The organism is Streptomyces desertarenae, from assembly GCF_042681365.1.
Classification (GTDB): Bacteria; Actinomycetota; Actinomycetes; order Streptomycetales; family Streptomycetaceae; genus Streptomyces; species Streptomyces desertarenae.
The window spans coordinates 140,289-163,172 of sequence record NZ_JBHUFU010000003.1 but is presented as its reverse complement, the minus strand read 5'-3'; the positions used below and the strand labels follow the sequence as shown (position 1 = coordinate 163,172).

Here is a 22,884-nt window from a genome sequence, read left to right as displayed (position 1 = left end):
AGGGAAATAAACTAACGGTCCGGACAGGCGCGCGCAGACCGCGGGCGACGGCGTGAACGCCCCACGAGGGCGGGCGGAGGAGCAGTGAGCGGACCAGCACGGGCGACGGCCCACGCGAGCAGCAGGGCGGCCGTCCTCGACGTGATCCGCGCGGCGGGCACCATCAGCCGGGTCGGCCTCATCAACGCGACCGGCTTCACAGGGGCGACGATCTCGACCGTCGTGCGCCGCCTCATCGACGACGGGCTGGTGGTGGAGACCGGGCGGGCGGAGTCCACCGGCGGCAAGCGCCGCGTGCTGCTCCAGCTCAACCAGTCGTCCCGGTACGCGGTCGGAGTCCACCTCGACCACGCCGGCCTCACCTACGTCCTGACCAACCTCGGGGGCTCGGTCGTCGCCCGGATGACCCGGGCGGGCGCGGGCGCCGAGGACCCCTCCGCCGTCGTCGGGCGCATGGCGGCCGAGGTCGACGCGCTCATCGACGGCGTCGGCGTCGGGCGCGAGCGGGTGCTCGGACTCGGCCTGGTCTCCCCCGGCCCCCTCTCCCCCGCCAGCGGGATGCGGCTGACCCCGCCGATGATGCGGCGCTGGGAGGACTTCCCGCTCGACCGGGCCCTGGAGGAGGCCACCGGCCTGCCGGTGGTGTCCGACAACGACGCCACGGCGGCGGCCCTGGGCGAGCACTGGTCCGGCGGCGTCGGCGGTGCCTCCACCTTCGCCGCCCTGTACATGGGCACCGGCATCGGCGCGGGCCTGCTGGTCGACGGGATGACCTACCGGGGCGCCAGCGGGAACGCCGGCGAGATCGGCCACAGCTGCCTGGCCGTGGACGGCCCCGAGTGCTGGTGCGGGGCGCGCGGCTGCGTGGAGGCGCTGGCCGGTCCCGCCGCGGTGGTCGCCGCGGCCCGCGCCGACGAGGTGCTGGCCCGTGCCGCCGGGCTGGACGGGCCCTCCGGGCGCCGGCGGTCCTCGGTGACCGCGGACTTCGCCGCCGTCACCCGGGCCGCCCGGCGCGGCGAGCCCGGGGCGCGCGCCCTCCTGGAGCGCTCGGCGCGCTATCTGGCGGTGGCCGCCCGCACCCTCGCCAACGTCATGGACCTCGAACTGCTGGTGCTCACCGGTCCGGGGCTGGCGATCGCGGGGTCGGTGTACCTGCCGGTGGTGCAGGAGGAACTGGACCGGGCCTTCTTCTCCCGTGCGACGCACTCCGTCGACGTCCGCCTCTCCCGCTCCGCCGCCACCGCTCCCGCGATCGGCGCGGCCGCCATGGTGCTGCAGTCCGAACTGGTGCCGCTGCGCCAGGGGCCGCGGCTGCCGGAGAACCTGGCGGACTCCGAACCCGTCCCCGTGCGGCGCGCCGGCGCCTGAGCCCGCGCGCGGGTCCGGCCCGGGCTCGGCCCGGGCCGGACGTCCGCGCCTCACACGGCGGTGACCCTCATCCGCTCACCGCCGTCCGCCCGCTCCCGGCGGCCGGTCAGGGAGCCCAGCGCCCAGGCGCCCGGGCCCAGCGCGGCGACGAGGAGGAAGGCCCAGCAGAACATCGCCGCCGCCTCCCCGCCGTTCTGGATCGGGAAGAGCGCCTCGGGCTGGTGCTTGACGAAGTAGGCGTACGCCATCGAGCCGGAGCAGACCACCGCGGCGACCCGGGTGCCGGCTCCCAGCATCACCAGGCCCCCGCCGACGAGCTGGATGGCCGCGGCCCACCAGGCGGGCCACTGGCCCACCGCGGGGACGTGCCCGCCGTGGGGCCCGCCGAGCACGTCGAACAGGGTCGCCGCGCCGTGGCAGGCGAACAGCAGGCCCACCACCATCCGGTAGAGCCCGAGCACGTGGTCCCGGTACCTGTCGAGTAATTCCATGGGTCGTCCTCTCTGGGGGGGTTGGACCGCCGCTCACCGGCTCCTCGTCGGCGCCGCGACGGCCATGTCGTAGGCGAGCTGCGGCACGAACCGGCCTGCCGGTCCCGCGCAGCCGTCCGCCTCGCCGGGAAGCTTGATCCACAAGAAGGCGTCGATCCGGGCGTCACCGGTCCGGTCGGTGCTCGGGGTCCCGACCGCCCGCCCCGACGGGTCGCACCACTGCCCGCCGGCGGGCCCGTTGCCGTTGCGGCTGGTGTCGATCACCGCGTTCAGCTCCGGCGCACCGACCGCGGCCAGGACCGCCTTGGCGTAGACGACCTCGTCGGCGGTGCGGCGGTAGTTGGAGACGTTGGTGGAGATCCCGTCGGCGTACTCGGCGATCTTGGCGGCCCGCAGCCGGGCGGCCATCTCGGCCGGGGAGTGCCAGTTGGAGTGTGCCGCGTCGAAGTAGACCTTCGCCCGGGAGGAGGCGGCCTTCAGCGCCCTGCCCGCGTAGGCCACCGACTCGCGGGTCAGGGCCTGCTGGTCGGCGCTCTGGCAGTCGGACATCAGCGCCAGGACGTCCGGCTCCACGACGACGGCGGCCGGGCGGCCCTCCAGCCCGGCGGCCAGCTCGTCGATCCACTGCCGGTAGGCCGAGTGGTTCGGGGCGCCGCCGCCGCTGGCGCCGCCGCAGTCGCGGTCGGGCATGTTGTAGACCACCAGGACGGGGGTCTTGCCCGCTTCGGCGGCGGCCGTGACCAGCGAGTCCACCTCGGCGCGGACCGTACCGGTGTTGGTCGCGGTGAACCACTGCCCCTGCGGGACGCTCGCGATCCGGTCCCGGATCACGGGCGTGCGCGGGTCCCCCGGATTGGCCGCCACCCAGCGGGCCGCCTGGGTGGCGGGGTTGACGTAGTAGGGGGAGTCGGCCGCCTGCGCGGTACCGCCCGGCACCAGGAGCGCCGTGGCGGCCGCGGCCAGGGTGGCGGCCGGCGCGAGCGCGCGGCCTGCCCGGGGGAGGGTCGTGCGGAGCATGCGTACTCCTCGGTGGGGGACGGGGGCCCGCCCGCGTCGGCGGTGCGGTACGGCTCCCGGCCGCGCGGTCCGGTCCACCGCCCGCACGGCCTGGATTGAGATGTCCATGCCATACGGGAAGGGGCCGAGGGCGGGGCACCGGACCGGCGGCGCGGGGCCACAGTGGACGCCGACCGTCGGCCGCCGACCGCCGATCCGGAGTCTGTGATCTGGAACACGGGATGGGAGCGCTCCCAATGAGAGTAGTCACACCGCCTGCCCCGTCAAGGGAAACTGCACAGTAGGCAGCGGGAGAACGCCTCTGAACTGGCGCACCCCGGATGCCATCCCTCCGGAAGCCGCCCGGATCGCCCGCCTGACTGTGGGAGCGCTTCCATATGCGGGTCCCGAAGCCGGTCGTTCGCCGCCCGGGCCGTCCCGCGCGGCCGGGCGGGACGGCCCCGCGGGCGGGCGGGACGGCCCCGCGGGCGGGCGGGACGGCCCCGCGGGCGGGCGCGGGCGAAAGGCGCCGGAGCCGGGATTGGCGGGGGCCCGGGGGGAGAGGTGTCCACCTGCGTACCGCCCTTCCCCGGATCCTCCCCGCCGCCCCACTTGTGGGAGGTGGCGGCCCCGGGCAGGGTGGCCGTTGCCCCTGACCGCCGTCGGTTCTCCCGGACGGGACTGCCGCCGATGTGAACGTGAACCTGGAGTGGGTTTCGTGGAAGCGATCGACCCGGCCTACGGAACGGCGACACTGCTGCTGATGGCGGCGGGCGCCGTGGCCCTGCTGCTGTTCCTCATCATGAAGGTGAAGCTGCACGCCTTCGTGTCACTGGTCCTGGTGAGCGTGGTGACCGCGCTCGCGGTCGGCTTCCCGCTGGCCGACATCCCCGACGTGCTGATGTTCGGCTTCGCCGACACCCTCGGGTCGGTGGCCCTCCTGGTCGCCTTCGGCGTGATGCTCGGCCGGCTGCTGGAGATCACCGGCGGGGCCCAGGTGCTGGCCGACACCCTGATCAACCGGTTCGGGGAGCACCGGGCGCCCCTGGCGCTCGGTGTGGCCGCGCTCATCTTCGGCTTCCCCATCTTCTTCGACGCCGGCCTGGTGGTGTTCCTGCCCATCATCCTGACCGTGGCCCGACGCTTCGGCGGCTCGCTGCTGCTGTACGCGCTGCCCGCGGCGGGCGCCTTCGCCGCCATGCACGCCATCGTCCCGCCCCACCCCGGCCCGGTCGCCGCCGCCGAGGTGCTCGGCGGGGAGATCGGCACCACCCTGCTGGTGGGCCTCCCCATCGCGGTGGCGGCGTGGTACGTCGGTGTCCTGCTGGTCTCCCGGTTCCTGGGGGCCCGCGTCATGGTGTCGCTGCCCGACGCCGTCTTCGGTGAGGTCCGCGACGGCCACGGCCGCGGCGAGGGGGACCGTGCGGACGGCACGGGTGCGCGGGAGCTGGGCGAGCGGCCGCCCTCCTTCGGCACCGTCCTGGGCCTGCTGCTGGTCCCCCTGGTCCTGATCTCCTTCGACACCGTCCTGAACACGCTCGTCACCGCCGGGGTCGTCGACGAGGGCGAGGACTGGGCGGAGTTCCTGGCCCTGCTGGGCTTCACCCCGGTGGCCCTGCTGATCACCGTCCTCGCCGCGATCCTGGTGCTGGGACGGCCGCGGGCCTCGATGGAGCGGGTCGGCAAGATCATCGACGGCGCCCTCGGCCCGATCTGCTCCATCATCCTGATCACCGGTGCGGGCGGCATGTTCGGCGGCGTGCTGGAGCTCTCCGGGATCGGGGCCGCCCTCAGCGACTCCCTGTCCGGCCTGGGCATCTCCCTCATCGTCCAGGCCTTCTTGATCGCCGCCCTGCTGCGCGTCGCCCAGGGCTCGGCCACCGTCGCCCTGACCACCGCCTCCGGGCTGATCGCGGGGGCGGCCGGCGAAGCCGGCCTGGGCGCCTTCGAACTGGCCCTGCTGGTGGTGGCCGTCGCGGCCGGCGCCACCGTGCTCTCGCACGTGAACGACTCCGGCTTCTGGCTGGTGAGCCGCTTCTTCGGGATGGACGTCAGGACCACCCTGCGGACGTGGACGGTGATGGAGACCACCCTGGGCCTGACGGCCTTCCTGATCGCGCTCGGCCTGTGGACGGTGGTCTGAGCGGTCCCGGCGGCGCCGCGGCCGGGGCCGGGCCGCGGCGGTTCGCGGCAGGCTCCGGGGGTACCCGGTGCGGCACGGCACGCGCCGACCGGACCGGCACGCGACCGCCGACGCCATGCGTGCGCGCCCCGGTCGGGGTTGAATGGCCCCCAGTAGCGTCGCACTCCCGGAGCGAGGCAGCCGAGTGAACCCGACCACGCACCACCACGCCGCCGATCCCGGCTTCCCGCGCAGCGGGGCGGCCGCATTCGTGCTGGACGGGCGCGGGGTCGTGCTGCAGTGCACGGCCTCGGTGCTGGACCTGGTCGGCTTCCCCGCCCGGGAGGTCCAAGGGCGCCGGATGGCCGACCTGGTCACCGGCCCCGGGCCGTGGGACAGAGCGGACGGGGACGACCTCCCCCGGGAGCCCGTGGAGGTGCGCACGACCGTACGGCACCGGGACGGCCTGCCGGTGGAGGTGTCCGCCGAGGTGCTCCCCCTGCCGCCGGGCGGCGAGGCGCGCCTCCTGGTCTGCGCCGTCCCCGCCGCGGCGGGGCGGCGCTGGTCGGAGGACCAGGCGCTGATCCGCGCGCTGGTCACCCAGAGCCGCATCGGCCTGCTCGTCGTCGACACCGACCTGCTGGTCACCCGCACCAACCTCGATCCCGGCCTCTTCGGCCTGTCCGCCGAGGGACTCGCCGCCCGGAGCCCCCGGGGCGCCCGTTTCTCCGAGATCCTCGTCCCGGAGGACGCCGCGGCGATCGAGGAGCGGCTGGGGCGGGTGCTGGAGACCGGCGAGCCGCTGATCGACTGGGAGCACTCGGCGCGCCGGCTGAGCGCCCCGGGGCAGGAGCGGATCCTGTCCTCCTCGGCGTTCCGGCTGGAGGACCCGCAAGGACGCGTCGTCGGTGCCGCGACGGTCTTCACCGAGATCACCGAGCAGTACACCGCCCGGCGCCGGCTGGCCCTCCTCCACGCGGCCGCCGGGCGCCTGGGCCAGACCCTGGACGCCACCCGCAACGCCGAGGAGCTGACCGGGATCCTCGTCCCCGACCTCGCGGACCTGGCCTGCGTGGACCTGGTCGAGACGGTCCTCCACGGCCAGGAGCCCGGCTCCTTCGGCTCCGGGACGGTGCTGCGCCGGATCGCGGTCGCCTCGGCCGGCGGGCCCTGGCCGGAGGGGACCCACCAGCGCGGCGAGGCGCTGCGCGTCCGGGAGATGGAGAGCGAGGCGCTGCGCGACGGGCAGGCGGTGCTGGTGCCCGATCTGGAGAGCCTGCAGGACCGGCTGGACCCCGACCCGGAGCGGTCCCGCCTGCTGTTCCCCGGGGCGGCCGCCTCCGCGCTGATCGTCCCGCTGCACGCCCGGGGCCGTGTCCTGGGCGTGCTGGGCCTGTGGCGGGAGGACGGCCGCGTCCCCTTCACCCCCAACGACGTGCCCCTGGCGGAGGAGATCGCCTCCCGTGCCGCGCTGAGCGTGGAGAACGCCCGGCGCTACACCTCGGAGCTGCGCACCGTGGAGACCCTCCAGCGCAGCCTGCTGCCCCCGGCGGGCGCGGAGCTCAGCGCGGCGGAGACCGCCGGCACCTACGTGCCGGCGGGCACCGCCGCGGGGGTGGGCGGGAGCTGGTACGACGTCATCCAGCTTTCCTCCACCCGGGTCGCCTTCGTCATCGGCGACGTGGCCGGGCACGGGCTGAGCGCGACGGCCACCATGGGCAGGCTGCGCACCGCCGTGCAGACCCTCGCCGACCTGGACCTCCCCCCGGAGGAGCTGCTCACCCACCTGGACGACCTGGTCATCCGGCTGGCCTACACCGAGCAGTCCTCCGACGGCGGTTCCGGCGTGGTCGGGGCCACCTGCCTGTACTGCGTCTACGACCCGATCACCGGGCGGTGCGTGATGGCCAGCGCCGGCCACCCGCCGCCGGTGCTGACCAGCCCCGAAGGGCACACCCGCTGCGTGGACCTCAGGCCCGGACCGGCCCTGGGCGAGGGCGGCATGCCCTTCGAGCCCGTCGAGCTGCACCTCGGTCCGGGGAGCGTGCTGGGCTTCTACACCAACGAGCTGCTGGCCCACTCCGGGGGCGGCGGGGACGTGCAGGACCAACTCAGGCTGTTGCGGGACGGCATGGACGCCGCCGTGGCGGCCGGCGGCTCCCCCGCCGACATCGGGCGCGCGACCGTCGACCACGTGCTGTCCGAGGCGCCGGCCGACGACGTGGCGCTGCTGGTGGCCCGGGTCAAGGCCCTGCCGGAGGGCGCCACCGTGGCGTGGCGGTTCACCGCGGACCCCACCGTCGTCGGGCAGGCCCGCGAGCTGGTCACCGCCCAACTGGCCCGGTGGGGCCTGGAGGAGATGGCCTTCACCACCGAACTGATCGTCAGCGAGCTGGTCACCAACGCCATCCGCTACGCCGGACCGCCCATCGGGCTGCGGCTCATCCGGGACAAGACGCTGATCTGCGAGGTCTCCGACCCCAGCCAGACCCAGCCCCACCTGCGCCGCGCCCGGCTCACCGACGAGGGCGGGCGCGGCCTGTTCCTCATCGCCCAGCTCGCCCGCCGCTGGGGCAGCCGCTACACCCCGTCGGGCAAGACCATCTGGACCGAGCAGGTGGTGGGGGCGCCGCCGGAGATCCCGCTGAACATCTTCTGAGCCGTGCCGGGCCGCGCGGGCGCCGGGCGCGGGGCTTCCGGGCGTGCGCCGCCGCAGCGTCCTGACACCGCTTCATACCCCCTTCTCAGCTGCCCTTTCGCGGCCCGCGGCGGTCACCGGCGGCCCGTCACCGCGGAGATGGCATGTGCCGGTACCGCCGCCGCGGGTGTCGGCCGCCCGCAACCGGCTATGCGCAAGGAGAGCCGTCCGCACGGCACGGCCGCTCCGCCGGTACCGTCCGGCCCGCCACCGACGTACGGGAGCCCCCGTGGTCCACAGCCCACCGGAGACCGCCACCGACCGTCCGCACCGCCCCGGCCGCGCCGCGCCCGGCGCGGCCACCGCGCGCCGCGGCGGGCTGCCGGGCCCCCGGGCGGCCGAACGCGACCTGTGCTTCCTGCTGCTGGTCACCTGTGCCGTGCCGCTCGCCGGCTCGCTGCTCGACTTCGCCCGGCTCTCCGGTGCGCCGGTGCACGGCTGGTCCGCCGCCGTCCTGCCGTGGCTGCGGCTGCTGTGCTCGCTGGCCGCCGGCGTGCGGCTGGTCGCTCTCGTGCGGGCCCGTCCGTCCCGGTGGGATGCGGCCCGCCGGCGCGCGGCCCTCGCCTTGGCGGCCGCCGCCGTCGCGGGCCGCGCCGCCGCCCTGGTCGGGCCGGACGGGCCGGACGGGCCGGGGGGGACGGTGTGGGGCGTGGCGGGGAGTCTGGCCACCACCGCCTCGCTGGCGTGGCTCTGCGGGGAGCTGGCCGTCGCGCACGGCGCGGGGTGGCGGGGCCTGGGCGTCGGCCCGCGCGGAGCGCGCACCGCCGCCGGGCGGCTGGTGGCGGTGGCCGTGTTCGGAGCCGTGGTCGTCCTCGCCTCCACCACCGTCACCTGGATGGCCCGCCTCCAGGCGGGGCTGCCGGAGACCGTGCCCTGGCTGCCCGTCCTGGACCGGGCGCAGAGTGCGGCGCTGGGCTGGCGGGGCCCTGCGGACATGGTGGCCAACGTGCTGTTCACGGGGGTCGCGGAGGAGATGGTGCTGGTCGGTGCCGTGGTGGTGCTGGGCCGGGCCGCCCGGCGGCCGCTGTGGGTCCTGTGCGCGCTCAGCCTGCTGCTGCGGGTGGCCGCGCACCTGTACCTGGGGGCGCCCGGTGTGGCCCTGGTCCTGCTGGGGTCCTGTGCCCTCCTGCTGTACCTGCGCACCGGCAGGCTCACCCCCCTGGTCGCCGGGCACGTCGTCTACGACCTGGCGGCGTCCCTGGTCCCCTCCCCCGCCGTGCTGGGCTCCCTCGTCCTGGCCGCCCTGTTCTGCTCCGGGGCGGCGTTCGCGCTGTGGCTGGCACGGTTCGCGCCGGCCACCGCGCCGGAGGGCAGCCGGGTGCGCGGCGGCGCGCGGCGGGCGTGAGGCCGGCCCGGCGCGCCCGCGGGTCCGGGAGGTTTGGGCCGCCGCGGCGCGGTCACCCTCTCCGACCGGTGGCTTCCGACCGCTCCGTTCCCCGATCCGGGTGCCCCTGACGGGCAGTCCGGACCGGGGAGCGGAGCGGTGCGGCGCGAGCGGAGCCGCGGACACACGGGCGGTGCCGTTGCCACGCGCGCCTCTCCCGCGTAAGACAGAAGACAGCAAACACCTCACTACCATCACACACCCAGGCAGGAGCCGGTAAACAACCGCAACCGGAACATATCGCCCATACCGCTTGCGGCGGGGCGGGCGCCGGAGGGCGGAAGGCGCGCGGAGGGCGGAAGGCGCGCGGGCGGGCCGGCCGCACCGGCGGGGCGAGAGGACACGAGCCATGGCAGTGCAGACGGACGAGCTCAAACCGAAGGACAAGCGCAGAAGGACCGTGGGGGCCGTGGCGGTCGCCTGGATGACCACCACCGACCACAAGAAGATCGGCACCCTCTACTTCGTCACCTCGTTCGCCTTCTTCACGCTCGCCGGACTGCTGGCGCTGGTGATCCGGGCCGAGCTGGCGCGCCCCGGCCTCCAACTCGTCAGCAACTACCAGTACAACCAGGCCTTCACGATGCACGGCCTGATCATGCTGCTGATCTACGCGACCCCGCTGTTCGCCGGCTTCGCCAACGCGATCATGCCGCTGCAGATCGGGGCGCCCGACGTGGCGTTCCCCCGGCTGAACGCGCTCTCGTACTGGCTGTACCTCTTCGGCTCGCTGATCGCGGTGGGCGGCTTCCTCACCGCCGACGGAGGACCCGACTTCGGCTGGACGATGTACACGCCGCTCTCCGACGACACGCGGACACCGCAGATCGGCGCCGATCTGGTGATCATGGGCCTGGCGCTCTCGGGCTTCGGCACCATCCTGGGCGCGGTCAACTTCATCACCACGATCATCTGCATGCGCGCCCCGGGCATGACGATGTTCCGCATGCCGATCTTCACCTGGAACGTCCTGCTGACCAGCGTGCTGGTCCTGCTGGCCTTCCCTCCCCTGGCCGCCGCGCTGCTGGCCCTGGAGTCGGACCGCATCCTCAACTCGCACATCTTCGACGCGTCCAACGGCGGCGCGCTGCTGTGGCAGCACCTGTTCTGGTTCTTCGGCCACCCCGAGGTGTACATCATCGCGCTGCCGTTCTTCGGCATCATCACCGAGATCATCCCGGTCTTCAGCCGCAAGCCGATCTTCGGCTACATCGGCCTGATCGGCGCGACGATCGCGATCACCGGCCTCTCGCTCACCGTCTGGGCCCACCACATGTTCGCCACCGGTGCGGTGCTGCTGCCCTTCTTCTCCTTCCTGTCCTTCCTGATCGCGATCCCCACCGGGGTGAAGTTCTTCAACTGGATCGGCACGATGTGGAAGGGCTCGCTCTCCTTCGAGACGCCGATGCTCTGGGCGATCGGCTTCCTGGTCACCTTCCTCTTCGGCGGCCTGACCGGCGTCATCCTGGCCTCGCCGCCGATGGACTGGCACGTCACCGACACCTACTTCGTCGTCGCCCACTTCCACTACGTGGTCTTCGGCACCGTGGTCTTCGCGATGTTCGCCGGCTTCCACTTCTGGTGGCCGAAGTTCACCGGCAGGATGCTCGACGAGCGCCTCGGCAAGATCACCTTCTGGACGCTGTTCGTCGGCTTCCACACCACCTTCCTGGTCCAGCACTGGCTGGGCGCCGAGGGCATGCCGCGCCGGTACTCCGACTACCTGGCGGCCGACGGCTTCACCGCGCTCCACACCGTCTCCACCATCGGCTCGTTCCTGCTCGGCATGTCGATCCTGCCGTTCTGGTACAACGTCTGGTGGTCGGCGAAGTACGCGCCGAAGATCGAGGTCGACGACCCGTGGGGCTACGGCCGCTCGCTGGAGTGGGCGACCTCCTGCCCGCCGCCGCGGCACAACTTCGTCACCCTCCCCCGCATCCGCTCCGAGGCCCCGGCCTTCGACCTCCACCATCCGGACGTCGCCGCCATCGACCAGGCGGAGAACGTGGGCCGCAGGGACATCACCGACGTCACCCCGGAGCGGAAGGGCGACATGGGGTGATTCCCCGGCACGCGGACCGATGATCACGAACCATCCGCAAGCGGTGTAATAGCCCTGCCGCCGGGAACACGGCCTGACGTGCACGGACGTGGGCGCACCCCGCCGACCACGGCCCCGACCTTCGGGAGGACGACATGGCCACGCACGGCAAGAACAAGACCGGCGCCGCCCGGGACGACGAGCTCAAGCAGGAGATGGAGGGCGAGCTCCGCGCGGGCCGGTCGCTCCGCATGGAGGAGGACCACGAGCTCCAGCCCTCGGCCGAGGACCAGCCCGACGTGGACCGCGCGCCGAACACCGTCCTGACCGGCGGCACCCCTCCGGGCATGGACCAGGAGGACGTGGAGCTGCGCAGCGAGCTGGCCCGGCACCTGGGCAAGGAGCTCTACCCGGCCGACCGCGACGCCGTCCTGGACAAACTGCGCGAGAACAACGCCCCCGACCGGCTGATGGGCCTGGCCGGGCGGCTTCCGGCCGGCCAGGAGTTCCAGAACGTCCAGGACATCGCCCGGGCCCTCGGCCTGGGCACGGAGGACGTCACCCACCGCACCTGAGACGGGCGGCGGCCGTCGGAGCGACGCCCCGTCCCCACCCGGGCGACGTCCGCCCGGAGCCGGAGGCTCCGGGCGGACGCCCGTCTCCGGGCCGCCCCGGGGGGTACCGCCGGCCGGACGACCCGACACCCACGAGGAGACGGAGGAGAAAGGACCGCATGAGCGACCACGGACAGCAGGACCCGACCCAGGCCCACCCGCGCCCGGACTTCCCCCAGCAGGACCAGCCGCACCCGGGCCTGACCGAGCGCATGGACCCGGAGCCCGACCACGGCGAGTCGTCCTACCGGGGCAGCGGCCGCCTGACCGACCGCAGGACCGTCATCACCGGGGGCGACTCCGGCATCGGACGCGCCGTGGCCCTCGCCTTCGCCCGCGAGGGGGCCGACGTGCTGTTCACCTACCTCGCGGAGGAGGAGAAGGACGCACGCGAGACGGCGCGGCTGGTGGAGGAGGCGGGGCGCAGGGCCGTCCCCGTGCTGTGCGACATCCGCGAGGAGTCCGAGTGCCGCCGCCTGGTCGACCGGGCGGTGGCGGAGTTCGGCCGCGTCGACGTCCTGGTGAACAACGCGGCCTTCCAGATGGCGCAGTCCGAGGGCATCGAGGGCATCAGCACCGAGCAGTTCGACCGGACGATGCGCACCAACCTCTACGGCATGTTCTGGCTGTGCAAGATGGCCCTGCCGCACATCCCCGCGGGCGGAAGCATCATCAACACCACGTCGGTGCAGGGCTACCAGCCCAGTCCCCACCTGCTGGACTACGCCACCACCAAGGGCGCCATCACCGCCTTCACCCACGGGCTCGCCCAGAACCTGGCGGAGCGGGGCATCCGGGTCAACGCCGTGGCCCCGGGCCCGGTGTGGACGCCGCTGATCCCCTCGACGATGCCCGACACCTCCGAGTTCGGCAAGCAGTCCCCGCTGGGCCGGCCGGCCCAGCCCGCCGAGATGGCCCCCGCCTACGTCTTCCTGGCCTCCCAGGAGGCCAGTTACATCACCGGCGAGATCGTCAACGCCACCGGTGGGACCCCCCTGCCGTAGCCGGGCCCCGGCTCCTGCGCCGGGGCGGGCCGGCGGAAGCACCCGCATGGCCCTCATCCGCCCGGGTAGGCGGGAGTTGACGGAACGAAACAGTACGAAGCAGGCGCGACGGCGAGAGAAGAGGTACCGCATGTCCAAGGTCGAGGAGTCGATCGAGGTCCACGTCCCGGTGCGCACCGCGTACGACCAGTGGACCCAGTTCGAGTCCTTCCCCGAGTTCATGGAGGGCGTCGAGCGGGTCGAGCAGAAGACGGACACGCTGACCCACTGGGTGACGAAGGTCGGCGGCGCCGAGCGGGCGTTCGACGCCCGCATCACCGAGCAGATCCCGGACGAGCGCGTGGCCTGGACGACGGTCGAGGGCGAGGTCAGGCAGGCCGGTGTGGTCACCTTCCACCGCATCGACGACGACCGGACCAAGGTGATGCTCCAGATGGACCACGACCCCGAGGGCCTCGCCGACACCGTCGGCGACAAGCTCGGCGTGGTCCGCCACCGCGTCAAGGGCGACCTGAAGCGGTTCAAGGAGTTCATCGAGGAGCGCGGCGCGGAGACGGGCGCCTGGCGCGGCCGGGTCTGACCCTCCCGCACCTCCGGGGACGCGGGGCTCCCCCTTCCCCGGCCCTGCGGCGCAGCGGCCCGCGGACACGCAAGGACGTGTCCGCGGGCCGCCGCCGTGCGGGCCGCCCGCCGGTGCGCGCCGGCCGGCCCCGCGGTCAGCCCCGCCCGCCGTCGCCCGCGGCGGTGGACGCGCCCGGCGCCTCCGGCGTCAGCCGCCGCACCAGCGGCGTCGCGGCGGCCCCCAGCAGCGTGGCCGTGGTGATCGAACCGAGGGTGATGCCCCAGCCCACGGGCCCCAGCGGGGTGCAGCCGAAGAAGCCGCTCACCCCGGGCGTCTGGATGACGGCGACCAGCACCACGGCCGACCCCACCCCGGCCAGCAGGACGTTGCGGTCCGGTCCGCCGGTCAGGAGCGTCTGGGCGAGCTGGGTGCCGACCACCGACGCCAGCGCGACCGTGCCGGCCCGCCGCCGCCGTCCGGTGAGCCGGGCCGCGCCCCAGGCCAGTCCCGCGCCGAGCGTGGTGGTGGCGCCGCGCAGCAGCACCTCCTGGCTCAGGCCGGCTCCCAGGGAGCGGTCGGGTCCCTCGCTCAGCAGCCGTTCGCCGGCCTCCTCCGCCGCCGGTTCGCGCACCGCGACGGCCAGCGCCGGCGCGAGGTCGGTGAGGAGGTTGACGAGCATGATCTGCCGGGCGTTGAGGGGGGAGCTGCCGGTCAGCGCGGCGGCCAGCACGCTGAAGGCGACCTCGCCGAGGTTGCCGCCGACGAGGATGGCCAGCGCGCCGCGGACCGAGCCCCACATCGCGCGGCCCTCCAGCAGCGCGGCGATGATCGTCTCCAGCCGGTCGTCGCCGACCACCAGGTCGGCCGCGGCGGTGGCGGCGGGCGTACCGCGGCGGCCCAGGGCGATGCCGACGTCGGCCAGCCGGATGGCGGGGGCGTCGTTGGCGCCGTCGCCGGTCATCGCCACCACCCGGCCGATGCGCTGGTAGGCCTGGACGATGCGGACCTTGTGGTGGGGGCTGCACCGGGCGATGACGTCCAGGGTGGGCAGGAGCTCGTCGAGCGCCTCGTCGTCCAGCGCGTCGATCTCGGCGCCGGTGCACACCTTCTGGTCGGGGTCCTCGCTGACGGTGGCGGCGATGGCGTCGGCGGTGGCGGGGTGGTCGCCGGTGAGCATGACCGTCTGCACCCCGGCCGCGCGCAGCCGCGCGGTGGCCGGCGCGGCGCCGGAGCGCACCGGGTCGGCGAGGGTGACGAAGCCGAGGAAGGTCAGGCCGCCCACGGCCTCGTCGGTGAGGTCCTCGCCCCGGTCCAGCGGCCGCTCGGCCACGGCCAGGACGCGCCGCCCGGCACCGGCCAGCTCCTCGGCGGTGCCGGTCAGGCGGCGCCGGGCCGCGGCGTCGAGCCGGGGCTCGCCCTTGCCCGTGCGCCGCCGGGCACAGCGCTCCAGCACGTTCTCGGGTGCGCCCTTGACGCTGAGCAGCATGCCGCGCGCGGTGCGTCCGGCGGTCGCGTGGTAGGCGCGGGACGGCTCGAACGGCAGCGCGTCGGTGCGCCGCCACTGCGGTGCGCCCTGCCGTACGGCCACCTTCGCGCGCCGCGCCCCGGCCGCCACCGCGCGGTCGGTCTGGTGCTCCATGGGCTCGGACGGGCGGGCCGGCGGGGTGGCGCGCAGCGCGGCGCCCAGCACCTGCTTGCAGGGGGTGTCGAGCCGGTCGGCGGGCAGCTCGTGCTCGCCGTCGCTGACGGTGGCGAGCTGGAGGTCGCCCTCGGTGAGGGTGCCGGTCTTGTCGAAGCACAGCACGTCGGCGCGGCCGAGCGCCTCGATCGTCCGCGGGTTGCGGACCAGCGCGCCGTGGTCGGCCAGCCGCCGGGCGGCGGCCAGCTGGGCGGCGTTGACCAGCAGCGGCAGCCCCTCGGGGACGGAGGCGACGGCCAGGTTCACGGCGGAGGCGAGGGTGTCGGTCAGGGGACGGCCGTGCAGCATCCCCGCCCCGGCGACCGCCGCCGCCGAACCGAGCGCCAGCGGGAGGCTGGTCCGGGTCAGGGCGGTCAGCCGGGACTCCACCCCGGTCGTGGGCGCCTTCTGGCGGGCGGTGGCCAGGCTGCGCCCGACCTCGGTCGCCGGTCCGGTGGCCACCACCACGGCCACCGCGGTGCCCGCCGAGACGGTGGTGCCCTCGTAGAGCATGGAGCGGCGGTCGGCGAGCTGGGCGGCGACCACCGGCGCCGGGTCCTTGGCCACCGGCAGGGACTCCCCCGTCAGGGAGGACTCGTCCACCTCCAGCCCCTCGGCCCGCAGCAGCCGGCAGTCGGCGGGAACCACCTCCTGCGAGCGCAGCACCACGACGTCCCCGGCGGCCAGGTCGCCGGCGGCCACCAGCCGCTCGGCACCGCCCCGGCGCACCCGCGCGCCGACCGCGGAACGGGCGAACAGCTCCTCCAGCGCCCGGTCGGTCCGCACCCGCTGCACCGCGCCCACCAGCGCGGAGACGCCGGTGATCCCGGCCACCAGCGCGGCGTCGGTCCGCGAGCCCACGGACGCCGACAGGGCCGCACCCGCGGCGAGCACCGGGGTGAGGGGGTTGGCCAGCTCCTCGACGAACGCCGCGGGCAGGCCGATGCGCGCCGGCTGCCCGGCGGCGGCCTCCCCTCCGGTCCGCCGTCCGGCCTCCTCGCGGCTCAGCCCCTCCTCGGAGGTGCCCAGCCGCTCCAGGACGCGGTCGGCGGGCATCAGGTGCCAGGGCGTGGTCTCCACCGGCGGGGTGACGGGACGGGACAGCAGCTGACGGGCCCGCCAGGTGCCCAGGCAGAACGCGGCGGCCCCGGCGGCGGTGCCCGCGGCGGCCCCCCGCGCGGTCGCCCGGCCGCCGTGGGCCTGGAGGGCCGCGACGGCGCCGACGCCGCTGCCGCCCGCGGCCAGGAAGCGGCTCTCGTGGTCGACCCGGGCGGCCACGCCCACCGCGTCCACGACCAGTCCGGCCGACTCCAGGTCGGTGCCCACCAGGACGTGCGCACCCCAGGCCGCCGGCTCGTCCTCCCGGTACACACCGATGCCGCAGTCGGCGGCGGCCAGCGCACGCCGGTCGCCCGAGACCAGCAGCACCACCGCGCCGTCCGCCTGCAGGCCCCGCAGGGAGGCGGCGAGGCGGTCCCCGCCGGGGACGACGGCGTCGGCGAAACCGAACAGCGGCTCGGGGCGGCCGGTCGCCAGCACCACCCGCACCCCCGCACGCCGGGCCGCGGCCGCCACCGCGTCCGCGCCGGGCGCCTTCTGCCGGGCCAGGCCCGCCAGGGCCGCCAGCCGCCCGCCGCGGGCCAGGCCCAGCACGCGCTCGGCGCCCTGCCCCCGCAGCCGGTGTGCGGCCCGGACCCCCCTGGGTCCGGTCAGCTCCAGCTCCTCCAGCGGTCCCAGCACCCAGCCGTCCCCGTCGCGGCGCACCCCGCCCGCACCCCCGAAGTCCCGGGAGCCCCCGGCCCCCTCCGGGGAGAGGAGGGCGAAGAGCCGCTCGGCGGTCTCCCGCGGGTCGGCGCCCCGCAGCGGCACCAGCTCGACCGGTTCCAGCCGGCTGCCGCTGAGCGCGTCCTCGTCCAGCAGGACGGTGTCGGTCTGGCCCAGCCGGCGCAGCGCGCCCCGGTCCATGACGGTGGCCCCGCGCAGGGCCAGGGCCCGGCCGAGGGTGGTGGCGAAGCCCTCCCGGCCCGCGTCGGGGGCCTTGGGCACCGCCGAGAGCGCCACCGCCAGGCCGCGCCGCGGTCCGGCGAAGGGTGCCGCGGCCGCGCCGGCCAGCACCCCCAGGGCCATCGAGCGCTCGGCGTAGCGGTCGGCCGCGTCCCCGGGGGCGGGGACGGGGCGCTCCACCGCGACCGGGCCGGCCCCGGCGTACTCCGGGCCGCGCGCCAGGTGCGGTTCGGCCGCCTCCCACGCCCGGCGGTGGGCGTCCGCCTCCCGCCACTGGGCCAGGCGCTGGACGACGTCCAGGGCCAGTCCCCCGCCCCGGGTCGCCACGCCCTGGGCCAGCGCGCTGGCCACCGGCAGCAGCGACTCGGCCTGCTCGGGGTCGTGCAGCCCCCGGGAGACCAGCGCGCGCAGCCGCGGGTGCCGGGCGACGGCCCCGGTGAGGGCGGCCACCTCGGGCGGCAGCGGGGTCCAGGGGGCGATCCGGTTGAGGGTGGACAGCGCCAGCCCCGCCGCGTCCGCCGCCAGGGCCGAGACCGACTGGCCGGTGCGCGGGCCCTCGCACGGGTGGTGGGGCTCATGGCACCACTCCCCGTGCTCGTCCTCCTCGCACGGGACGGGCCCGGCGCCGCTCTCGGCGCGCTCGACCAGCGCGACCAGCTCCCGCTCGGGCGGCGGTGGCGACGCCAGCGCCACCACCACCCGTCCCGCCGGGGCGTTCACCCGCGCCCACAGCACCCCCGGGTGCGCCTCCAGCGTGCGCTCCACGCGCCGGGCGATCCGTTCGCCCTCCGGGGTGTGGACCCCGTGGACGACGATGTGGCAGCGGCCCGGCCGGGACCACACGTCCCGGCGGGGCAGCCCCACCAGACTCCCGGCCACCCCGCCCGCGACGTCCGCGGCCTCCCGCAGCCCGGCCGCCACCCCCTGCGGGAGCAGCCCGGACACGGGCGTCACCAGAGTGTTCAGACCCGGCAGCAGTGACATCGGCACGCCCTTCCCGTTCCGGACCGGCCGGGCGGTCCGGAACCGCAGCGGAACTCCCTCACGGACCGGCACGCTCCCGGGTTCACCCTCCGGCGCGGTTCACACCTGCGCCCCGCCCCCGATCGCGGCGCGCGGGCGGGAAGTCGGCCGCCCCGCCACGTGTCGCCGCGCGACGAGGGGGAACCCCGGGGTGTCGAGAGTGACGGACCCCAGACGAGCAGCGCGGCCCGGCCGGGACGGCCGGACCGGCGGGAGGACATCTATGACCAGCGGGTACCTGGGTCCCGACGACTACGGCCGGGATCCCCTCGGAGAGTTCCTCGCGCGCTTCCTGGGCGCGGCCCCGTCCGGCGGACAGCGTCCCGGGCCCCGGTACTTCGACTTCGTCCGGCTGATGAGCGAGCCCGCCCGGCAGCTCGTCACCGACGCGGCGTCGTACGCGGCCCAGCACGGCAGCACCGACCTCAACACCGAGCATCTGCTGCGCGCGGCCCTCACCACCGACCCGACCCGGTCCATGGTCTCCCGCGCCGGGGGCGACCCCGACACCATCGTCGAGGAGATCGACCGGCACGCCGGGGACGGCCCGCCGCGCAAGTCGATCGCCGTCAGCCCCGCGGTGAAGCGGGCGCTGATGGACGCCCACAACGTCGCCCGCTCCTCGGGCGCCTCCTACATCGGGCCGGAGCACGTCCTGGTGGCGCTGGCCGCCAACCGGGACTCCGCGGCGGGCCAGATCCTCAACGCCGCCCACTTCGACGCGCGCTCCTCCGGCCTGCCGGAGGGCTACCAGTCCGGTGCCCCGGGACCGGGCGAGCGCCCGCCCGCCCCGAGCGGACACGGCGGCGGCGGTGGCGGGGGCAGCGCCACCCCCAACCTGGACAGGTTCGGACGCGACCTGACCGAGCTCGCCCGCGAGGGCAGCGTCGACCCGGTCATCGGCCGCGACGAGCAGATCGAGCAGACCATCGAGATCCTGGCCCGGCGGGGCAAGAACAACCCGGTGCTGATCGGCGAGGCGGGCGTGGGCAAGACCGCCATCGTGGAGGGCCTGGCGCAGCGCATCGCCGACGGCGACGTGCCCGACAACCTGCTGGGCCGCCGCGTCGTCCAGCTCGACATCGGCACCCTGGTCGCCGGCACCCGCTACCGGGGCGACTTCGAGGAGCGGCTCAGCGGTCTGGTCGACGAGATCCGCCGGCACAGCGACGAGCTGATCGTCTTCATCGACGAGCTGCACACCGTGGTGGGTGCCGGCGGCGGTGGCGAGAGCGGCTCGATGGACGCCAGCAACATGCTCAAGCCGGCCCTGGCCCGCGGCGAGCTGCACGTCATCGGCGCCACCACGCTGGAGGAGCACCGCCGGCACATCGAGAAGGACGCCGCCCTGGCCCGCCGCTTCCAGCCCGTCCTGGTGCCGGAGCCGTCCACGGCCGACGCCGTGGAGATCCTGCGCGGCCTGCAGGACCGCTACGAGGCCCACCACCAGGTCCGCTACAGCGACGAGGCGCTGCTGGCCGCCGTCGAGCTGTCCGACCGCTACCTCACCGACCGCTTCCTGCCCGACAAGGCGATCGACCTCATGGACCAGGCGGGCGCGCGGGTGATGCTGCGCTCGGCCACCCGCGGCACCGACGTGCGGGCGCTGGAGCGCGAGGCCGAGCAGCTGCGCCGGGACAAGGACCAGGCCGTGGCCGACGAGGACTACGAGCGGGCCAGGGAGTTGCGCGACCGGCTGGCCGAGGTGGAGCGGCGGATCGGCGAGGGCGACGGGCGGCAACCGGTCGGCGACCGCATCGCCGAGGTCGGCGTCGAGGACATCGCCGACATCGTCTCCCGGCAGACGGGCATCCCCGTCAGCAGCCTGACCCAGGAGGAGAAGAGCCGTCTGCTGGGCCTGGCGGAGCACCTGCACCGGCGGGTCGTCGGCCAGGACGATGCGGTCTCCGTCGTCGCCGACGCCGTGCTGCGCTCGCGGGCCGGGCTGTCCAGTCCCGACCGGCCGATCGGCAGCTTCCTCTTCCTCGGCCCCACCGGCGTCGGCAAGACGGAGCTGGCCCGCGCGCTGGCCGAGGCGCTGTTCGGCACCGACGACCGCATGGTCCGCCTGGACATGAGCGAGTACCAGGAGCGGCACACCGTCAGCCGGCTGGTCGGCGCTCCCCCCGGCTACGTCGGCCACGAGGAGGCCGGGCAGCTGACGGAGGCGGTGCGCCGCCACCCGTACTCGCTGCTGCTGCTGGATGAGGTGGAGAAGGCGCACCCGGACCTGTTCAACATCCTGCTGCAGGTCCTGGACGACGGGCGGCTGACCGACTCCCAGGGCCGCACGGTGGACTTCACCAACACCGTCATCGTGATGACCAGCAACCTCGGCTCGGAGGCCATCACCGGGCGCGGCGGCGCCCTGGGCTTCGCCTCCGCCGCAGCGGGCGCCGAGGCGGACGAGGACGCGCGCCGCGAGCGGGTGCTGCGGCCGCTGCGGGAGCACTTCCGGCCGGAGTTCCTCAACCGCATCGACGAGATCGTGGTCTTCCGCCGGCTCTCCGACGAGCAACTGCGCCGGATCACCGACATGCTGCTGGACGAGACGCGGCGGCGGGTGCACGCCCAGGACGTGGAGATCGAGTTCACCCCGCAGGCCGTCGACTGGCTGGCCCGGCACGGGTACCAGCCCGAGTACGGCGCCCGGCCGCTGCGCCGCACCATCCAGCGGGAGGTGGACAACCCGCTCTCCCGGATGCTGCTGGGCGGACAGCTGGCGCCGCACACCCGGCTGCGGGTGGACGTGGGCGAGGGCGGGCTGTCCTTCCACCGCGCCCCGGCCGCGTCCGCCCCGGCCCCGTGACCCGGACCGGTGCCGTCCGCCCGTGACCCGGCCGGACGGCACCGAGCCTCAGCGGCCGCCGGCGCCCGGGAAGGCGCCGGCGGCCGCTTCGGTGATCCCCCGGCCCCACGCGCCCGGCGGGGCGGGCGTCAGTGGCCCTTGCCGCGGCCGGTGAGGGCGTCGCGGACGCGGTCCACCATGCCCGCTCCCCGGTCCATGATCTTGTTCGCCGGGGGGGTGTCGGGCGCGGACGGGTGGGGGCGCGTCGGGGCCGTCTTCTTGGCCTTGCGCACCTTCTCCCCCAGATCGTTCAGCTGCTCCTCGGTCGCGGCCTGGCGCAGCCGCGGGAAGAGGTTGCGCTCCTCGTCGTTGATGTGGGAGCGGATCTCCAGCATCAGCTCGGCGACGAGCCGGTCGAACTCGGGGTCGTCCGCGTCGCGGCCCTCCATCTTCTTCATGGTCCGCTCGGCCGCGGAGTGGTCCTCGAGCTCCTTGTCGGCGACCTCGTCGCCGTCGGGCAGGAACTCCCGCACCGCCGGGTACAGGTACTGCTCCTCCGCGACGGCGTGCCGCACCAGCTCGATGACGGCCTGGTCCGCGAACTCCTTGCGCCGCCGGTCGCCCGGGGGCAGCGCCTCGATCCTGCCGAAGAGCTCCTCGACCTCCCGGTGGTCCGTGCTCAGTTCGTCGATGACGTCGCCGCCGTGTCCCATGATCGGTGCCTTTCCGTCGTCCAGCGCATCGGCAGCTGCCTGCCGTGTCGCACGTCTTCCCGGAGCCGGCGCGGTTAACGCCGTCCGGCCGAGTGGCCGAAGGGCCGCCCGGCGGGTGAGGACCGCCGTGCGGGCACACCGGCGCGGGGCCCGGCTCGGTGTGCCGGGCCCCGCGGGGCCTTGCCGGGGCGGCCGTCCGCCGGTTCCCCCGGCTCCGAACGGCCCGTCCGGCTACTTCTGCGTGAGCATGCCCTCCCTCAGCCGCGCCAGCGCCCTGCTCAGCAGCCGTGAGACGTGCATCTGCGAGATGCCCAGTTCGGCGCCGATCTCCGACTGGGTCATGTCCCCGCCGAAGCGCATCTGCAGGATGCGGCGGTCGCGCTCGTCGAGCCGGTCCATCAGGGGCTTGAGGGCGTGGAGGTTCTCCACCTTCTCCAGGGCCGGGTCGACGTCGCCGAGCTGGTCGGCCAGCGAGGTGTCCTTGCCCTCGTCGCCCACCGGCAGGTCGAGGGAGCCGGCCACGTAGCCGTTGCTGGCCACCTGGCCCTCGACGACCTCCTCCACGGTGACGTCGAGGAACTCCGCCAGCTCCTCGGTGGTGGCGGAGCGCCCCAGCCTGCGGCCCAGCTCCTCGTTGGCGCGGGCCAGTTCGATGCGCAGTTCCTGGAGGCGGCGCGGGACGCGCACGGCCCAGCTGGTGTCGCGGAAGAAGCGCTTGATCTCCCCCACGATGTACGGGACGGTGAACGAGGTGAACTCCACCTCCCGGTCGAGGTCGAACCGGTCGATGGCCTTGATCAGGCCGATGGTCCCGACCTGCACGATGTCGTCCATCGGCTCGGCGCGGTGGCGGAAGCGGGAGGCGACGTAGTTCACCAGGGTCAGGTTGAGCTCGATGAGGGTGTTGCGCGCGTACTGGTACTCGTGCGTCCCCTCCTCCAGTGCTCTCAGCCGCTCGAAGAAGAGCTTCGACAGCTGCCGGGCGTCGCGGGGCGCCACCTTGCCCGCGTCCTCGATCCTGGGCAGGTCGGGAAGATCGGGAACGACCGTCTCCTGCTCCTGGTCCGGCAAGACGTCACCGCTCGTCAGCTGAACCTCCGGGCTCAGGCTACGCATCATGCCCTCCTCTTGTGACCTGTCACATGCAGCACGGCGCGTACCCGCCCCCGGACGGCCCACACGCCCATCCGGGTGAGGTTCCGTCTGCGTACACACACGACCTGACAGTCACCCGGGGTAAAAAGGAGCATATCGGATGCGCCTTCACACCCCACTCCGGGCGGGCGGGACGTTCACACCGCCCAGGCGTCCAGCCGGAGGGCCGCCCGCACCTCAGGCGGGCCCCGGACCAGCGGCGGAGCGGGCCCGAAGGCCCCGGCGCGACCCCGGCGCGGCCAC

The 22,884-nt window shown here is 74.9% G+C and carries 14 protein-coding genes; 9 read left to right on the top strand and 5 right to left on the bottom strand.

All coding sequences use genetic code 11. The features are described 5' to 3' along the window. The first annotated feature begins 84 nt into the window (after window positions 1–84). Complete coding sequence (locus ACFSJS_RS06865; RefSeq protein WP_380897877.1) at window positions 85–1,368, top strand: ROK family transcriptional regulator; 1,284 nt, start codon at window positions 85–87, stop codon at window positions 1,366–1,368. 50 nt (window positions 1,369–1,418) lie between these two features. Here the strand turns inward: ACFSJS_RS06865 and ACFSJS_RS06860 are convergent, their stop codons facing one another. Next, window positions 1,419–1,859: a DoxX family protein gene (locus ACFSJS_RS06860; RefSeq protein WP_380897875.1), complete on the bottom strand. Its 441-nt coding sequence runs from the start codon at window positions 1,857–1,859 to the stop codon at window positions 1,419–1,421. 33 nt (window positions 1,860–1,892) lie between these two features. Further along, on the bottom strand, window positions 1,893–2,876 hold the full coding sequence (locus ACFSJS_RS06855) for a glycoside hydrolase family 6 protein (protein ID WP_380897873.1): 984 nt from the start codon (window positions 2,874–2,876) through the stop codon (window positions 1,893–1,895). Between the two features lie 697 nt (window positions 2,877–3,573). Between ACFSJS_RS06855 and ACFSJS_RS06850 the strand changes: the two genes are divergently transcribed. The 7 genes from ACFSJS_RS06850 to ACFSJS_RS06820 all read left to right on the top strand — a co-directional run bounded on the left by ACFSJS_RS06850 (window position 3,574) and on the right by ACFSJS_RS06820 (window position 13,298). Continuing rightward, complete coding sequence (locus tag ACFSJS_RS06850; RefSeq protein ID WP_380897870.1) at window positions 3,574–4,998, top strand: GntP family permease; 1,425 nt, start codon at window positions 3,574–3,576, stop codon at window positions 4,996–4,998. Between the two features lie 184 nt (window positions 4,999–5,182). Then, on the top strand, window positions 5,183–7,636 hold the full coding sequence (locus tag ACFSJS_RS06845) for a SpoIIE family protein phosphatase (protein ID WP_380897868.1): 2,454 nt from the start codon (window positions 5,183–5,185) through the stop codon (window positions 7,634–7,636). 268 nt (window positions 7,637–7,904) lie between these two features. Next, complete coding sequence (locus tag ACFSJS_RS06840) at window positions 7,905–9,020, top strand: CPBP family glutamic-type intramembrane protease (protein ID WP_380897866.1); 1,116 nt, start codon at window positions 7,905–7,907, stop codon at window positions 9,018–9,020. A gap of 388 nt (window positions 9,021–9,408) precedes the next feature. Further along, window positions 9,409–11,121, top strand: coding sequence for an aa3-type cytochrome oxidase subunit I (gene ctaD, locus ACFSJS_RS06835; RefSeq protein ID WP_380897863.1), 1,713 nt, complete (start codon window positions 9,409–9,411; stop codon window positions 11,119–11,121). Window positions 11,122–11,255: 134 nt separating this feature from the next. Next, on the top strand, window positions 11,256–11,675 hold the full coding sequence (locus ACFSJS_RS06830) for a DUF2795 domain-containing protein (RefSeq protein ID WP_380897860.1): 420 nt from the start codon (window positions 11,256–11,258) through the stop codon (window positions 11,673–11,675). 158 nt (window positions 11,676–11,833) lie between these two features. Next, window positions 11,834–12,718, top strand: coding sequence for an SDR family oxidoreductase (locus tag ACFSJS_RS06825; RefSeq protein ID WP_380897858.1), 885 nt, complete (start codon window positions 11,834–11,836; stop codon window positions 12,716–12,718). A gap of 130 nt (window positions 12,719–12,848) precedes the next feature. Further along, window positions 12,849–13,298, top strand: a complete 450-nt coding sequence (locus ACFSJS_RS06820) for an SRPBCC family protein (protein ID WP_380897855.1) — start codon at window positions 12,849–12,851, stop codon at window positions 13,296–13,298. A 136-nt stretch (window positions 13,299–13,434) separates the two neighbouring features. Here the strand turns inward: ACFSJS_RS06820 and ACFSJS_RS06815 are convergent, their stop codons facing one another. Continuing rightward, the gene (locus tag ACFSJS_RS06815; protein WP_380897852.1) at window positions 13,435–17,946 is read right to left on the bottom strand and encodes an HAD-IC family P-type ATPase; all 4,512 of its coding nucleotides are present in this window, start codon (window positions 17,944–17,946) and stop codon (window positions 13,435–13,437) included. A gap of 262 nt (window positions 17,947–18,208) precedes the next feature. Here ACFSJS_RS06815 and ACFSJS_RS06810 point away from each other — a divergent pair, with 262 nt between their 5' ends. Continuing rightward, window positions 18,209–20,794, top strand: coding sequence for an ATP-dependent Clp protease ATP-binding subunit (locus tag ACFSJS_RS06810; RefSeq protein WP_380897850.1), 2,586 nt, complete (start codon window positions 18,209–18,211; stop codon window positions 20,792–20,794). A gap of 128 nt (window positions 20,795–20,922) precedes the next feature. On the opposite strand, the gene ACFSJS_RS06805 is transcribed toward ACFSJS_RS06810, so the two are convergent. Together ACFSJS_RS06805 and ACFSJS_RS06800 are read right to left on the bottom strand one after the other, a co-directional pair. Beyond that, window positions 20,923–21,486, bottom strand: a complete 564-nt coding sequence (locus ACFSJS_RS06805; RefSeq protein WP_380897849.1) for a hemerythrin domain-containing protein — start codon at window positions 21,484–21,486, stop codon at window positions 20,923–20,925. Between the two features lie 231 nt (window positions 21,487–21,717). After that, a complete protein-coding gene (locus tag ACFSJS_RS06800) occupies window positions 21,718–22,605 on the bottom strand; it encodes an RNA polymerase sigma factor SigF (RefSeq protein WP_380897847.1) in 888 nt (295 codons plus the stop codon). Between the last annotated feature and the right edge of the window lie 279 nt (window positions 22,606–22,884).

What these genes read in the sequence shown, in the direction of transcription:
- ACFSJS_RS06810 (WP_380897850.1), top strand. Translation starts at nt 18,209, where the DNA reads ATGACCAGCGGGTACCTGGGTCCCGACGACTACGGCCGGGATCCCCTC.
- ACFSJS_RS06815 (WP_380897852.1), bottom strand. Translation starts at nt 17,946, where the DNA reads ATGTCACTGCTGCCGGGTCTGAACACTCTGGTGACGCCCGTGTCCGGG.
- ACFSJS_RS06825 (WP_380897858.1), top strand. Translation starts at nt 11,834, where the DNA reads ATGAGCGACCACGGACAGCAGGACCCGACCCAGGCCCACCCGCGCCCG.
- ACFSJS_RS06855 (WP_380897873.1), bottom strand. Translation starts at nt 2,876, where the DNA reads ATGCTCCGCACGACCCTCCCCCGGGCAGGCCGCGCGCTCGCGCCGGCC.
- ACFSJS_RS06800 (WP_380897847.1), bottom strand. Translation starts at nt 22,605, where the DNA reads ATGATGCGTAGCCTGAGCCCGGAGGTTCAGCTGACGAGCGGTGACGTC.
- ACFSJS_RS06805 (WP_380897849.1), bottom strand. Translation starts at nt 21,486, where the DNA reads ATGGGACACGGCGGCGACGTCATCGACGAACTGAGCACGGACCACCGG.
- ACFSJS_RS06820 (WP_380897855.1), top strand. Translation starts at nt 12,849, where the DNA reads ATGTCCAAGGTCGAGGAGTCGATCGAGGTCCACGTCCCGGTGCGCACC.
- ctaD (WP_380897863.1), top strand. Translation starts at nt 9,409, where the DNA reads ATGGCAGTGCAGACGGACGAGCTCAAACCGAAGGACAAGCGCAGAAGG.
- ACFSJS_RS06860 (WP_380897875.1), bottom strand. Translation starts at nt 1,859, where the DNA reads ATGGAATTACTCGACAGGTACCGGGACCACGTGCTCGGGCTCTACCGG.
- ACFSJS_RS06830 (WP_380897860.1), top strand. Translation starts at nt 11,256, where the DNA reads ATGGCCACGCACGGCAAGAACAAGACCGGCGCCGCCCGGGACGACGAG.